Source organism: Citrobacter sp. wls711 (assembly GCF_005281055.1).
Classification (GTDB): domain Bacteria; phylum Pseudomonadota; class Gammaproteobacteria; order Enterobacterales; family Enterobacteriaceae; genus Citrobacter; species Citrobacter gillenii.
The window spans coordinates 408,912-421,982 of record NZ_SZXC01000007.1 but is presented as its reverse complement, the minus strand read 5'-3'; the positions used below and the strand labels follow the sequence as shown (position 1 = coordinate 421,982).

Annotated in this window: 10 protein-coding genes; 5 read left to right on the top strand and 5 right to left on the bottom strand. The window is 57.5% G+C overall.

Annotation, left to right across the window (positions count from 1 at the left end):
• Nucleotides 1-43: 43 nt before the first annotated feature.
• The 4 genes from prpB (at nt 44) to prpE (ending at nt 5,632) form a co-directional block, all read left to right on the top strand.
• Complete coding sequence (gene prpB / locus FDW98_RS03945) at nt 44-928, top strand: methylisocitrate lyase (RefSeq protein ID WP_096758155.1); 885 nt, start codon at nt 44-46, stop codon at nt 926-928.
• Between the two features lie 118 nt (nt 929-1,046).
• Nucleotides 1,047-2,216 carry a 2-methylcitrate synthase gene (gene prpC, locus FDW98_RS03940; protein ID WP_096758154.1) on the top strand — a complete coding sequence of 390 codons (1,170 nt, stop codon included), beginning with the start codon at nt 1,047-1,049 and terminating at the stop codon, nt 2,214-2,216.
• A gap of 38 nt (nt 2,217-2,254) precedes the next feature.
• The gene (locus FDW98_RS03935; RefSeq protein WP_096758153.1) at nt 2,255-3,706 is read left to right on the top strand and encodes a bifunctional 2-methylcitrate dehydratase/aconitate hydratase; all 1,452 of its coding nucleotides are present in this window, start codon (nt 2,255-2,257) and stop codon (nt 3,704-3,706) included.
• A 39-nt stretch (nt 3,707-3,745) separates the two neighbouring features.
• Entirely contained in the window at nt 3,746-5,632 is a 1,887-nt protein-coding gene (gene prpE / locus FDW98_RS03930; RefSeq protein WP_096758152.1) for a propionate--CoA ligase, read from the top strand.
• 46 nt (nt 5,633-5,678) lie between these two features.
• Here prpE and FDW98_RS03925 read toward each other — a convergent pair whose 3' ends face one another.
• The 3 genes from FDW98_RS03925 to FDW98_RS03915 form a co-directional block, all read right to left on the bottom strand.
• Nucleotides 5,679-5,951: a YceK/YidQ family lipoprotein gene (locus FDW98_RS03925; RefSeq protein ID WP_096758151.1), complete on the bottom strand. Its 273-nt coding sequence runs from the start codon at nt 5,949-5,951 to the stop codon at nt 5,679-5,681.
• A 145-nt stretch (nt 5,952-6,096) separates the two neighbouring features.
• On the bottom strand, nt 6,097-9,174 hold the full coding sequence (locus FDW98_RS03920; RefSeq protein WP_096758150.1) for a beta-galactosidase: 3,078 nt from the start codon (nt 9,172-9,174) through the stop codon (nt 6,097-6,099).
• A 154-nt stretch (nt 9,175-9,328) separates the two neighbouring features.
• Nucleotides 9,329-10,408, bottom strand: a complete 1,080-nt coding sequence (locus FDW98_RS03915) for a LacI family DNA-binding transcriptional regulator (RefSeq protein WP_137398736.1) — start codon at nt 10,406-10,408, stop codon at nt 9,329-9,331.
• Between the two features lie 165 nt (nt 10,409-10,573).
• Between FDW98_RS03915 and FDW98_RS03910 the strand changes: the two genes are divergently transcribed.
• Nucleotides 10,574-11,194 (top strand): class I SAM-dependent methyltransferase, encoded by a 621-nt coding sequence (locus FDW98_RS03910; RefSeq protein WP_096758148.1) that lies wholly within the window; start codon nt 10,574-10,576, stop codon nt 11,192-11,194.
• Between the two features lie 6 nt (nt 11,195-11,200).
• On the opposite strand, the gene FDW98_RS03905 is transcribed toward FDW98_RS03910, so the two are convergent.
• The gene (locus FDW98_RS03905) at nt 11,201-12,154 is read right to left on the bottom strand and encodes a GlxA family transcriptional regulator (protein ID WP_096758147.1); all 954 of its coding nucleotides are present in this window, start codon (nt 12,152-12,154) and stop codon (nt 11,201-11,203) included.
• 18 nt (nt 12,155-12,172) lie between these two features.
• Nucleotides 12,173-12,949: an MBL fold metallo-hydrolase gene (locus FDW98_RS03900; protein ID WP_096758146.1), complete on the bottom strand. Its 777-nt coding sequence runs from the start codon at nt 12,947-12,949 to the stop codon at nt 12,173-12,175.
• Nucleotides 12,950-13,071: the final 122 nt, after the last annotated feature.

Sequence of the window (13,071 nt, the reverse complement as noted above, 5' to 3'; positions counted from 1 at the left end):
TTAATCAACGAACGATAACAAGTTGATAACAAGAGGATGGGATATGTCTCTGCACTCTCCGGGGCTGGCGTTTCGCGCTGCGCTCACTAAAGAAAATCCATTACAAATTGTTGGCACCATCAATGCGAACCACGCTCTGCTGGCCCAGCGCGCTGGGTATCAGGCGATTTATCTCTCTGGCGGTGGCGTGGCTGCCGGGTCGCTAGGGTTACCGGATCTCGGCATCTCTACCCTCGATGATGTACTGACCGATATCCGCCGTATCACCGATGTCTGCCCGCTGCCGCTGCTGGTGGATGCCGATATTGGGTTCGGATCATCCGCGTTTAACGTGGCACGCACTGTGAAATCGATTTCCAAAGCCGGGGCCGCTGCGCTGCACATTGAAGATCAGATCGGCGCCAAGCGCTGTGGGCATCGTCCGAACAAGGCGATCGTCTCTAAAGAAGAGATGGTTGACAGGATCCGTGCGGCGGTGGATGCGCGTACCGATCCGAACTTTGTCATCATGGCGCGAACCGATGCGCTGGCGGTGGAAGGGTTAGATGCCGCTATCGATCGTGCGCAGGCGTATGTCGAAGCAGGTGCTGACATGCTGTTCCCGGAAGCCATTACGGAGCTGGCAATGTACCGCCAATTTGCCGATGCCGTGCAGGTACCGATCCTTGCCAACATTACTGAATTTGGCGCAACGCCGTTGTTCACCACCGATGAGTTGCGCAGTGCGAACGTGGCAATGGCGCTGTATCCGCTGTCGGCATTTCGCGCCATGAACCGTGCCGCCGAGCAGGTGTACAACGTGCTGCGCCAGGAAGGCACGCAGAAGAACGTTATCGACATCATGCAGACGCGCAACGAGCTGTACGAAAGCATCAACTACTACCAGTTCGAAGAGAAACTCGACGCGTTGTACGCCACGAAGCCGTAGGCCTGATAAGGCGCAGCCGCCATCAGGCAATGCCGGATGGCACTACGTTTATCCGGCCTACAACGTACGACGCGATGCATACCCTCAATACCCTATATATAAAAATAACGAGGACAACATGAGCGACACAACGATCCTGCAAAATAGTACGAATGTTATTAAGCCGAAAAAATCGGTCGCGCTGTCCGGCGTGACCGCCGGCAATACCGCCCTGTGCACCGTAGGTAAAAGCGGTAACGATTTACACTATCGTGGCTACGATATTCTCGACCTCGCGCAACAGTGCGAATTTGAAGAAGTGGCGCACCTGCTGATCCACGGAAAATTACCCACCCGCGATGAACTCAACGCCTACAAGGTTAAATTAAAAGCGCTGCGTGGCCTCCCGGCAAACGTGCGTACCGTTCTGGAAGCGTTGCCTGCCGCTTCACACCCGATGGACGTGATGCGTACCGGCGTTTCTGCGCTGGGCTGCACGCTGCCGGAAAAAGAGGGGCATACCGTCTCCGGCGCGCGCGACATTGCCGATAAACTGTTGGCCTCGCTCAGCTCGATCCTGCTGTACTGGTATCACTACAGCCACAACGGTGAGCGTATCCAACCGGAAACCGATGACGATTCCATTGGCGGTCATTTCCTGCACCTGCTGCACGGCGAAAAACCGTCGGCCAGTTGGGAAAAAGCGATGCACATCTCGCTGGTGCTGTATGCCGAACACGAATTCAATGCCTCAACCTTTACCGGACGGGTGATTGCGGGAACCGGATCGGATATGTATTCCGCGATTATCGGCGCCATTGGCGCGCTACGCGGTCCGAAACACGGCGGGGCCAACGAAGTGTCGCTGGAAATTCAGCAGCGCTACGAAACCCCGGATGAAGCCGAAGCTGATATCCGTAAACGTGTAGAAAACAAAGAAGTGGTGATTGGCTTTGGTCACCCGGTATACACCCTTGCTGACCCGCGGCATCAGGTGATCAAGCGCGTGGCGAAGCAGCTTTCCCAGGAAGGCGGTTCGCTGAAAATGTACAACATCGCCGACCGTCTGGAAGCCGTGATGTGGGATACCAAAAAGATGTTCCCGAACCTCGACTGGTTCTCGGCGGTTTCCTACAACATGATGGGCGTCCCGACCGAAATGTTCACCCCGCTGTTTGTCATCGCCCGCGTCACCGGCTGGGCGGCGCACATCATTGAACAGCGCCAGGATAATAAAATCATCCGGCCTTCCGCCAACTACACCGGCCCGGAAGATCGCGTATTTGTCGCTATTGAAAAGCGTTGCTAATGCAAAACCTCTAAAGATAAAAACAGGAAACGTACCCTATGTCCGCTCATATTTCGAATGTTCGCCCTGAATTTGACCGTGAAATCGTTGATATCGTTGATTACGTGATGAATTACGCCATCACCTCGACGGTGGCGTATGACACCGCCCATTATTGTCTGCTCGACACCCTCGGCTGCGGGCTGGAAGCGCTGGAATATCCGGCCTGTAAAAAACTGCTGGGGCCGATTGTCCCGGGGACGGTGGTGCCGAACGGTGTTCGCGTGCCGGGCACCCAGTTTCAGCTCGACCCGGTGCAGGCAGCGTTTAACATTGGCGCGATGATCCGCTGGCTGGACTTCAACGACACCTGGCTTGCCGCGGAATGGGGCCATCCTTCCGATAACCTTGGCGGGATTTTGGCTACCGCTGACTGGCTGTCGCGCAATGCGGTAGCCGCGGCTAAAGCGCCGCTGACGATGAAAACCGTGCTGACCGGTATGATCAAGGCCCATGAAATTCAGGGCTGTATCGCGCTGGAAAACTCCTTTAACCGCGTCGGCCTGGACCACGTTCTGCTGGTGAAAGTGGCCTCGACCGCCGTAGTCGCCGAGATGCTGGGACTGACCCGCGATGAGATCCTCAACGCGGTTTCGCTGGCGTGGGTCGACGGACAGTCGCTGCGAACCTATCGTCATGCGCCGAATACCGGTACGCGTAAATCCTGGGCGGCGGGGGATGCCACATCCCGGGCGGTGCGTCTGGCGCTGATGGCCAAAACCGGCGAGATGGGGTATCCGTCTGCGCTGACGGCGAAAACCTGGGGCTTCTATGATGTCTCCTTCAAAGGAGAAGCGTTCCGCTTCCAGCGTCCGTACGGCTCTTACGTGATGGAAAACGTGCTGTTTAAAATCTCCTTCCCGGCTGAGTTCCACTCCCAGACCGCAGTAGAAGCCGCCATGACGCTGCATGAAAAACTGCTGGCTGCCGGTAAGACGGCTGCCGATATCGAAAAAGTGACGATTCGTACACACGAAGCCTGCATTCGCATCATCGACAAAAAAGGCCCGCTGGATAACCCGGCGGATCGCGACCACTGCATCCAGTACATGGTGGCGGTCCCGCTGCTGTTCGGACGCCTGACGGCGGCTGATTATGAAGACGGTGTGGCGCAGGATAAACGCATCGACGCGCTGCGAGAGAAGATTAACTGCTTCGAAGATCCGGCCTTTACCGCCGATTATCACAACCCGGAAAAACGCGCCATCGCCAACGCTATCACCCTGGAGTTTACCGACGGCTCCCGTTTTGACGAAGAGGTGGTGGAATACCCGATCGGCCACGCGCGTCGTCGGACTGACGGCATGCCGAAGCTGGTTGAGAAATTCAAAATCAACCTGGCGCGCCAGTTCCCGACCCGCCAACAACAGCGCATTCTGGATGTTTCCCTGGACAGAACTCGCCTGGAACAGATGCCGGTTAATGAGTACATGGATTTGTTCATTATCTAAAACCTGACTCATTAGGCGTAAGTTCAACAGGAGAGCATTATGTCTTTTAGCGAGTTTTATCAACGATCTATCACTCAACCTGAGTCATTCTGGGCCGAGCAGGCCCAGCGTATTGACTGGCAGCAGCCGTTCACTCAGGTGCTGGACCATAGCCATCCGCCGTTTGCGCGCTGGTTTTGCGGTGGGACGACCAATCTGTGCCATAACGCCATCGACCGCTGGCTGGAGAAGCAGCCCGATGCGCTGGCGCTGATTGCTGTTTCCTCGGAAACCGAAGAAGAGCGCACGTTTACCTTTCGTCAGCTGTATGACGAAGTCAACGTGACGGCCGCTATGCTGCTGTCGCTGGGCGTGCAGCGTGGCGATCGGGTGCTGGTATATATGCCGATGATCGCCGAGGCACACATTACACTGCTGGCCTGTGCACGCATTGGCGCGATCCACTCGGTGGTGTTCGGCGGCTTCGCCTCGCACAGCGTGGCGGCGCGAATCGACGATGCCCGACCGAAGGTCATCGTGTCGGCGGATGCCGGGGCGCGCGGGGGCAAGATCCTGCCGTATAAAAAGCTGCTCGATGAGGCTATTGACCAGGCGCAGCATCAGCCGCACCACGTGGTACTGGTCGATCGTGGGCTGGCGAAAATGGCGCGGGTCGAGGGGCGCGATCTCGATTTTGCCGCGCTGCGCCAGCAGCATCTTGGGGCGCGCGTGCCGGTGGTGTGGCTGGAGTCGAACGAAACCTCCTGCATACTCTACACCTCCGGTACGACCGGCAAGCCGAAGGGCGTGCAGCGTGACGTTGGCGGCTATGCGGTGGCGCTGGCGACGTCGATGGAGACCATCTTTGGCGGCAAAGCGGGCGGCGTGTTCTTCTGTGCCTCGGATATCGGCTGGGTGGTCGGACACTCCTACATCGTTTATGCCCCGCTGCTGGCGGGGATGGCGACGGTGGTGTACGAAGGGCTGCCGACGTACCCGGACTGCGGCGTGTGGTGGAAGATTGTCGAAAAATATCAGGTCAGCAGAATGTTCTCTGCGCCGACCGCCATTCGCGTGCTGAAGAAGTTCCCGACCGCGCAGATCCGCAATCACGATCTCTCCTCGCTGGAGGTGCTGTATCTGGCGGGCGAGCCGCTGGATGAACCGACTGCGAGTTGGGTAACCCAAACGCTGGGCGTGCCGGTGATCGACAACTACTGGCAGACTGAATCCGGTTGGCCGATTATGGCAATTGCCCGTGGCGTGGACGACAGGCCGTCGCGTCTGGGCAGCCCCGGTGTGCCGATGTATGGCTACAACGTGCAGTTGCTCAACGAAGTGACCGGTGAACCCTGCGAAGCGAACGAAAAGGGTATGCTGGTGATTGAAGGGCCGCTGCCACCGGGCTGTATTCAGACCATCTGGGGCGATGACGAACGGTTTGTGAACACCTACTGGTCGCTGTTCTCCCGCCAGGTTTACGCCACCTTCGACTGGGGGATCCGCGACGCCGACGGCTATTACTTCATCTTAGGCCGCACCGATGATGTGATAAACGTGGCCGGACACCGGCTAGGCACCCGTGAGATAGAGGAGAGTATTTCCAGCTATCCGAACGTCGCGGAAGTGGCGGTGGTCGGCGTGAAAGATGCGCTGAAAGGGCAGGTGGCGGTGGCGTTTGTTATCCCGAAACAGAGTGACAGTCTGGAAGACCGCGACATTGCGCATTCAGAAGAGAAGGCGATTATGGCGCTGGTGGACAGCCAGATTGGTAACTTTGGCCGTCCGGCACATGTCTGGTTTGTGTCACAACTGCCGAAGACGCGATCGGGCAAGATGCTGAGGCGTACGATCCAGGCGATCTGTGAAGGCCGCGATCCCGGCGATCTGACCACCATCGACGATCCCGCGTCGTTGCAGCAAATCCGCCAGGCAATCGAAGAATAATCCCCGTTAAACGGCCCGGTAGCGCGATGCTTACCGGGCCTACGATTTAATGCGTTTTCTTATACGGTCCGTGATAATAATCAAACGGCGTATATAGCGTATCGGCAACAAAAGATAACGGCACATCGACAAATAACAGCGCTAAATCGAAATAGTTAAAATCATAACTGCCCGGATTTTTTATTTTCGCAATGTCGCTCTGAGTACCGACGTAATAGGTATTAGAATCCCCATCTTCCGTGCGTGCATTAATGCTGCCACATCCTGAAAGTAATACGCTGATAAGTAGCGCCATTACCATCTTTGTCTTTCTGCTCATATTACGACCTGGCTTACCATCCTGTTTTACCATAGCGGTATAAAAGCGGTTTTTTCCCGCATAACTTAAACCAGTAGTACCCGTCCAAAGGCTGGAAATATATGCCCTGTAGGTCGGATACGTGTCGCGCCATCCGGCAATATGTTTAGCCCCAGATAACCTGGTAGTGATAACGCCCTGCGCTCAGCAGAAACTCCGGGGAAACGGAAGGGCTCCACGAATCATCCCCGCCGACGCCCATATGGAAGCCGTCAATATTGAGCCAGGTTCCCGCCTCCGGCGACAGCAGATGGCGATGGCTGGTTTCCATTAACTGTTTTTGGCTGTAGCGGCTGATGTTGAACTGGAAGTCACCACACCACTGATGTGCCCCGTAGCGCAGCTCGTGCGTACCGCAGCGCAGGCCGTTTTCGCTCGGGAAGACGTAAGGGGTGTACATCTCATCCAGCGACAGATCCCAACGGTCAAAACAGGCCGCGCTCAGGCGATCCGGGTAGTTCTCATGCGGGCCGAGACCTAACCAGTTTACGCGTTCGGCAACCTGCGCCAGCTGGCAACAGAGGCCGATACGTGCCGGGTGCGGCGTTCCGTTGGCGACATCGACATCCACCGTGATATGCATCTTGCCATGGCCGTCGATACGGTAGGACTTGCGGCTGATAAACAGCGTTTCGCCCTGATACTGCCAGGCGTGCGCGGTGGTAATCAGCACGCTTTCCGACAGGGATTCGGCTTCGCACAACACCCGCTGAGGCTCTGCGCGATAGTGGCCGGCGGCTTTCCAGCGTTCGACCCAGGCGTTAGGGTCGATGCGCGTCACTTCGCTGACGCCAATGTCGTTATCCAGCGGCGCACGGGTGAACTGGTCAATGAGCGGGCTTAACAGCTGCGTATCACCGCCGATCCAGTATTGCGTCAGTAGGCCCGACTGGCGGCAGAATTCCCAACGTTTATCGCTGACGGTCACCGCAAATGTATCGTCACTGACGGTGAGCTGTGGCGCGGCGCTGGCGCGTGGGGGAAACGTCAGGCTGAGTTTCTCTTCCAGCTTCCATTGCTGCCAGGCGCTGATATGCCCGGCGTCTGACCATGTGGTGGCCTGAGGTTGTTCCACGCGCACTGTCAGCCACAGATGACCGGCGGTGTCCGGCATGGGGAGGTCCGGCAGGGTAACCCGCTGACAACCCTGTGGGGCGATATCCAGCGTGACCTCGCCGGTGGCCAGCAGATTGCCGTCCTGAGCGAGAGACCAGTGCAGGATTTCGTTATCGCTGCGGCGGAACAAGTATTCGCTGCGCACTTCAATCTGGCGCTCGTTGCCTGACAACAGCGTAAACTGGAAAAACTGCTGCGCGTGTTTGGCTTCATACAGGGACGGATGCGGTGTGCGATCGGCAAACACCAGCCCGTCTATGCAGAACTGACGGTCATTCGGCGTGTCGCCAAAATCGCCGCCGTAGGCTGACCACGGGTTGCCGTTGTCGTCATATTTTGTCAGCGACTGATCGACCCAGTCCCAGACAAACCCACCCTGCAGGCGCGGATACTGACGGAACGCCTGCCAGTATTTGGCGTAACCGCCGAGGCTGTTCCCCATCGCGTGAGCGTATTCGCAGAGGATCAGCGGGCGCTGCTCGCCGGGCATCGACAGCCATTTTTTGATAGACCATTTCGGTACCGCCGGGAAGGGTTGGTCCTGGTCAACGCGGGCATACATTGGGCAAATAATGTCGGTCGCAGCGGTATCCGCCCCGCCGCCTTCGTACTGCACCGGGCGGGACGGGTCTTCGGATTTCAGCCAACGGTAGAGAGCGTCGTGATTTGCGCCGTGCCCGGATTCGTTGCCCAGTGACCAGATAATAATGCTCGGATGGTTGCGGTCGCGCTGCACCATGCGCGTCACGCGCTGGCTCATCGCCGGTAGCCAGGTGGGGTCATCGCTCAGGCGGTTCATCGGCACCATGCCGTGGGTTTCGATATTGGCTTCATCCACCACGTACAGGCCGTAGCGGTCGCACAAGGTGTACCACAACGGATGGTTTGGATAATGCGAGCAGCGCACGGCGTTAAAGTTGTTTTGCTTCATCAGGACGATGTCCTGCACCATCGTTTCTTCATCCATCACCTGACCGTTTTGTGGGTGATGTTCATGACGGTTGGCGCCGCGGATCAGCAGCGGCTGCCCATTGAGCAACAGCAGACCGTTTTCAATGCTGACCTGGCGGAAGCCAACGTCGCAGGCTTCGGCTTCAATCAACGTGCCGTCGGCGGTATGTAGCAGCACTACCGCGCGGTACAGATTCGGGGTTTCAGCACTCCACAGCGCCGGACGTTCAACGTTCAGGCGCAGAGTGGTACGATCGGCATACGCGCCGCGCTCATCAATAATCTCACTACCAAAAGGCGAAGTGGCTTCACCGGTCAGCGTATCGCCTTGCCACAGTTGCAGCGTCACGCGTAAATCATCGTGCGGCTCGCCCGCCATTCTGACGTCGGCTTCCAGCACCGCGCGGCTGAAATCATCGTTAAAACGGGTGTGGATACGCAGGTCGCGGATCTGCGTGTCCGGCTTATGCAGCAGCGAGACGTCGCGGAAGATACCGCTCATGCGCCACATGTCCTGATCTTCCAGATAGCTGCCGTCGCTCCAGCGCAGCACCATCACCGCCAGACGGTTTTCGCCGTCGCTCAGGAAATCACTGAGATCAAACTCGGACGGCAGGCGGCTGTCCTGCCCGTAGCCGACCCAGCGGCCATTGCACCACAGATGAAACGCTGAGTTCACGCCGTCAAAAATAATGCGCGTCTGTCCCGTCTGTCGCCACGCGGCATCCACTTTGAATGTGAGCGAGTAACATCCTGTCGGATTCTCCGTTGGAACGTGCGGTGGATTGACCGGGAACGGGTAGGTAATGTTGGAGTAGATCGGCGCGTCGTAACCGTCCATTTGCCAGTTAGACGGTACGGTTACGCTATCGGCCTGCGGCAAATCGCCCGCAAGCCAGCTTTCCGGCACCGCTTCAGGTGAGGCAAACCAGGCAAACTTCCACTCACCGTTCAGTGACTGTAACTGTGCCGAACGCTGGTTGTTATGGGCGTCCTGCGCAGAACGCCAGCTGCAAAACGGCGGGTGCGCTTCAAGACGATTAAGCTGAGTGACGCCGGGGTTTTCCCAGTCGCGACGTGCCAGTACGGCGGCGAGTGAATCCGTGTTCAGGGTCATGGCAGTATCCTGTGTAAATTTGTTATCCGCTCACAATTTAACTGAACATACGAGGATTGAGATTATCCTGTAAAGGATGGGGTGGGTAATCAGTGAGCTGACTCACAGTAATTCAGCTCAGTAACAGCAGATGTGAGCGCTCGCTGTGGAGACGTTACAGCCGAGAAACCTGACGTGCCAGCTGCATCAGCGACTCCGCCAGCGCCTGCGGCGTTGCCTGTTGTCTGTTCGGGGGCAGCACCGTTTTACGCTCGACCAGCGTCACCGGCAGGAGTTGATTGCCGAGGCTCTCACCCCCCTGTGAAAGCTGCAGCAGTTTATCGACGCTGGTTTGCCCGAGCGTCGGAAAATCCTGCTTGATGGTCGTGAGTGGCGGGATATAACAGGAGCTGTCTTCGGTATCGTCGTAGCCAATCACCGAGATATCGGTCGCCACCCGCAGGCCGGACTCGCTGATGGCCCGCATCGCGCCCAGCGCCATTTGATCGTTGGCAACCAGCATGGCGGTCGGGATGACGCCGTCGTTCAGCATCTGCATGGTTTGTGTAAAGCCGGACATTGCGCTCCAGTCGCCTTCCAGTTCCGCGACGGGTTGCTGCTGATAGTGCGTCAGATACTTATGCCAGCCCGCATGCCGTAACCGCGCCGAGACTGAGCTGTGCGGTCCGGCCAGCAGGGCGATACGCTGATGCCCGTGCTGGACCAGGTGCTCAACGCCGAGGCGTGCGCCGTCATCATGGGAGAAAATCACGCTGTTAACCGGCGACTGGTCAGAGACGTCCAGAAACAGCACCGGTACCGTACCGCAGGCGGCGGCGACGGCAATTGCGTCGTCTTCATCCAGCGGATAGTTGATGATAAGCCCGGTCACCCGCTGGGAGAGCAGGTTATGCACCGCAGCTTTGCAGGCGTCTACGCCGCTACGCTCGACCATGGCGATCACCACGCTGGCCCCGGACTGGTCGGCACGGGATTTTATAGCCGCAACGATTTGCGAGGGCGCGTGCAGGGCAAGGTTCGCCGTCGCCACGCCAATCAATGGCGTTTGTTTACCGGCCAACTGCTGGGCAACGCGGTTGGGGATGTAATTGAGCTCCGCCATCGCGGCCTCAACTTTCTGACGGGTTTTGGCGGAAACGTGGCTGGCCTGATTCACGACGCGCGAGACGGTCTGGTAAGAGACACCTGCATGGTCTGCCACATCGTATAGCGTTACCGGTTTCACATTCTTCACCCTTCATTACGTTATCTACGCGCTATCATGCCACAGCACGTAGGGTTTTGGCGTATTTGTGGTTGGGTTCTGCGAGGCGCATTCCAGGGCCAGTGACGCGTGATAGCGGGCATGGCGTCTTTATGCTTAACATGATGGCAGAACGAGTAAAACAGTGAGGAAATCGTGAGCGACTCTGCGGCCCAGAACATTCTGTCTATCTACCGACGCCATGCTGATGCCTTTGCCAGCCAGCGTTCACGCACGCTGTTTGAAAAACCGTGGCTGGATAAGTTCATCGCGGTACTGGGCGGGAAGGGCAGTATTGTGGATATCGGCTGTGGGAACGGTCAGCCGATTGCCGGGTATTTTATCCGGCAAGGCTTTCACCTAACTGGAGTGGATGGTTCCGCGGCGATGCTGGCGCGCGCCCGGCAATCTTTTCCCGACCAGTGCTGGCTGGAGCAGGATATGCGCGAGCTCGCGCTTGATGACACCTTTGATGACACCTTTGATGGCCTGATTGCGTGGGACAGCTTTTTCCATTTACCCCAGCAGGACCAACACCGGATGTTCCCGATCTTTGACCAGCTCAGTCATCCCGGCAGCGCGCTGATGTTCACCAGCGGTACCGGAAACGGCATCGCAATGGGGCAATTTGAAGGTGAGCCGCTGTTTCATGCAAGCCTTGCGCCCGACGAATACCGTGCATTGTTGTCCGCGCACGGCTTTGAGGTTATTGACGTGATCATGGAAGACCCACAGTGCACCGGGCATACGGTGTGGCTGGCGCAAAAAAGAGGCTGAGCCTGTTTACGCTACGCCGCGGAAGGTCTTGCGCCATTCAGCCGGGCTGACGCCGAAGTGGGCTTTAAAATGCTGGCGCCAGGTGACCGGAGAGAGAAAACCGACCTGTTCAGCAATACGTTCGACGGGCAACGAACTGGACTCCAGCAGCTCCTGGCTGCGTCGCAGGCGCTCGGTAATAAGCCATTCAGCCACGCTTGACCCGGTGGCCTTCATAAAATGGCGGGTTAGGGTGCGACGGCTCATCATCACCCGCTGCGCCAGCGTGTCGAGGTTATGATGCTCGTGGAGGTGCTGGCGTAAATAATCGAGCAGGGTGTTAATGCGCTGATCCTGGGTATTTTTCGCCACCGGCTGCTCAATAAACTGCGCCTGTCCCCCTTCGCGGTGCGGTGGCACAATCATCCGTCGGGCAATCTGGTTCGCTACCGTGCTGCCAAAGTGCTGGCGGATGACGTACAAGCAGCAATCCAGTGCAGCGGCGGTACCAGCCGAGGTAATAATACCGTCGTCATCAACGTACAGGGCGTTGACATCCAGACGCGCCGCCGGGAAGCGCGTCTGAAAATCTTGCTCAAATTCCCAGTGCGTCGCGGCCCGCTTTCCGTCTAACAGGCCCGCGTAGCCGAGGACAAACGCGCCCAGACACAGCCCGACAATCTGTGCGCCGTTTTGCCGCGCGCAATTGAGGGCATTGAGCAGACCCTGCGGCGGGCGATGCCCGGTAGTGCCCCAGTAGGGGACCACCACAATATCGGCTGCCGTCACCGCCTCATAACCGTGAGAGGCGGTGACGGAGAAGCCATCCTGCGAAGAGACGATACCGGGCTTTTCGGCACATATCTGCACCTCAAAGTGCTTTTTCGCCGCCATTTTGTCACTGAAAACTATGCACGGCACCGAAAAATGAAACGGGCTGAAATCTTCCACGGCGACAATGGCGACGGTAAGCGGGCGCATACGATTCCTCTGTTGGCATTAAAAGGTCAGGGTTTCCCCATCTTCAGGCACGTTGACGAATTGCGCAATCTGGTTGTCGAACGCATATTCTTTTAGCGCCGCGCGCGTCAGCAGGCAGTGGTTAATGGCCTCCATATGGGTCGCCACAATCTGCGCTTCAGGCAGCACAAAGTGGGTTTTTAGCACATCTTCCGCGCCCATAATGATCGGCCCAAAGCCGATGACGTGGGCAAAACCGGCGTTCAGTATCACGACATCAGGCTGGAAGGTCTGCATATTGGCCTCTACCTCATCGCGCCAGATAGTATCGCCAACCAGATACAGCGTTTTTTCTGCTGCATGCTGGAAGATAACTCCGCAGGCGTCACCCAGGCGTTCTGCCATTTGCGGCACGGCGTAGGCGCGATCCGACCCGTGCTGGCCGCCGGTTTTACGCAGGGTGATGTCCCCCAGCGCGGTATTTTCTGTCAATACGCTCAGTTGGGTGAACCCCTGTCCTCGCAGCACCTGCGCATCCTGATCATTTTGTACGTAGATCGGCTTGTCTTTCGGCACAACGCGCGCGGCAACCTCGTCCCAGTGATCTTCATGCAGATGGGTGACGATCAGCGCATCGACGTTAAGCAGGGTGTCGATGTCAACGGGCAGCTCCACGGTCGGATTGCGGATCTCTGCGCGCGCCGTTCCGGCAAAACCCGGATACGCACCTTTCGGGGCCAGCATTGGATCAACGAGGAAGGTCTTGCCGCCAAAGGTGATGTGCAGTGTGGCATTACGGATTTGCGTGATGTTCATGGTGTTTGCTCCACGTGTTGGGTCAGTGGTGTCATCCTGGAGTGTTGTCCAGAAGATGAATGTGGGCAAATGGGCGACTAGCGATGGGATTGGGCCAATCGCTGACCCTTATTGCTGGTGAT

Excerpts from the sequence above, each read along its gene's own strand:
- FDW98_RS03900 (WP_096758146.1), bottom strand. The coding sequence starts at position 12,949 with ATGAACATCACGCAAATCCGTAATGCCACACTGCACATCACCTTTGGC.
- prpC (WP_096758154.1), top strand. The coding sequence starts at position 1,047 with ATGAGCGACACAACGATCCTGCAAAATAGTACGAATGTTATTAAGCCG.
- FDW98_RS03905 (WP_096758147.1), bottom strand. The coding sequence starts at position 12,154 with ATGCGCCCGCTTACCGTCGCCATTGTCGCCGTGGAAGATTTCAGCCCG.
- FDW98_RS03920 (WP_096758150.1), bottom strand. The coding sequence starts at position 9,174 with ATGACCCTGAACACGGATTCACTCGCCGCCGTACTGGCACGTCGCGAC.
- FDW98_RS03925 (WP_096758151.1), bottom strand. The coding sequence starts at position 5,951 with ATGAGCAGAAAGACAAAGATGGTAATGGCGCTACTTATCAGCGTATTA.
- FDW98_RS03935 (WP_096758153.1), top strand. The coding sequence starts at position 2,255 with ATGTCCGCTCATATTTCGAATGTTCGCCCTGAATTTGACCGTGAAATC.
- prpB (WP_096758155.1), top strand. The coding sequence starts at position 44 with ATGTCTCTGCACTCTCCGGGGCTGGCGTTTCGCGCTGCGCTCACTAAA.
- prpE (WP_096758152.1), top strand. The coding sequence starts at position 3,746 with ATGTCTTTTAGCGAGTTTTATCAACGATCTATCACTCAACCTGAGTCA.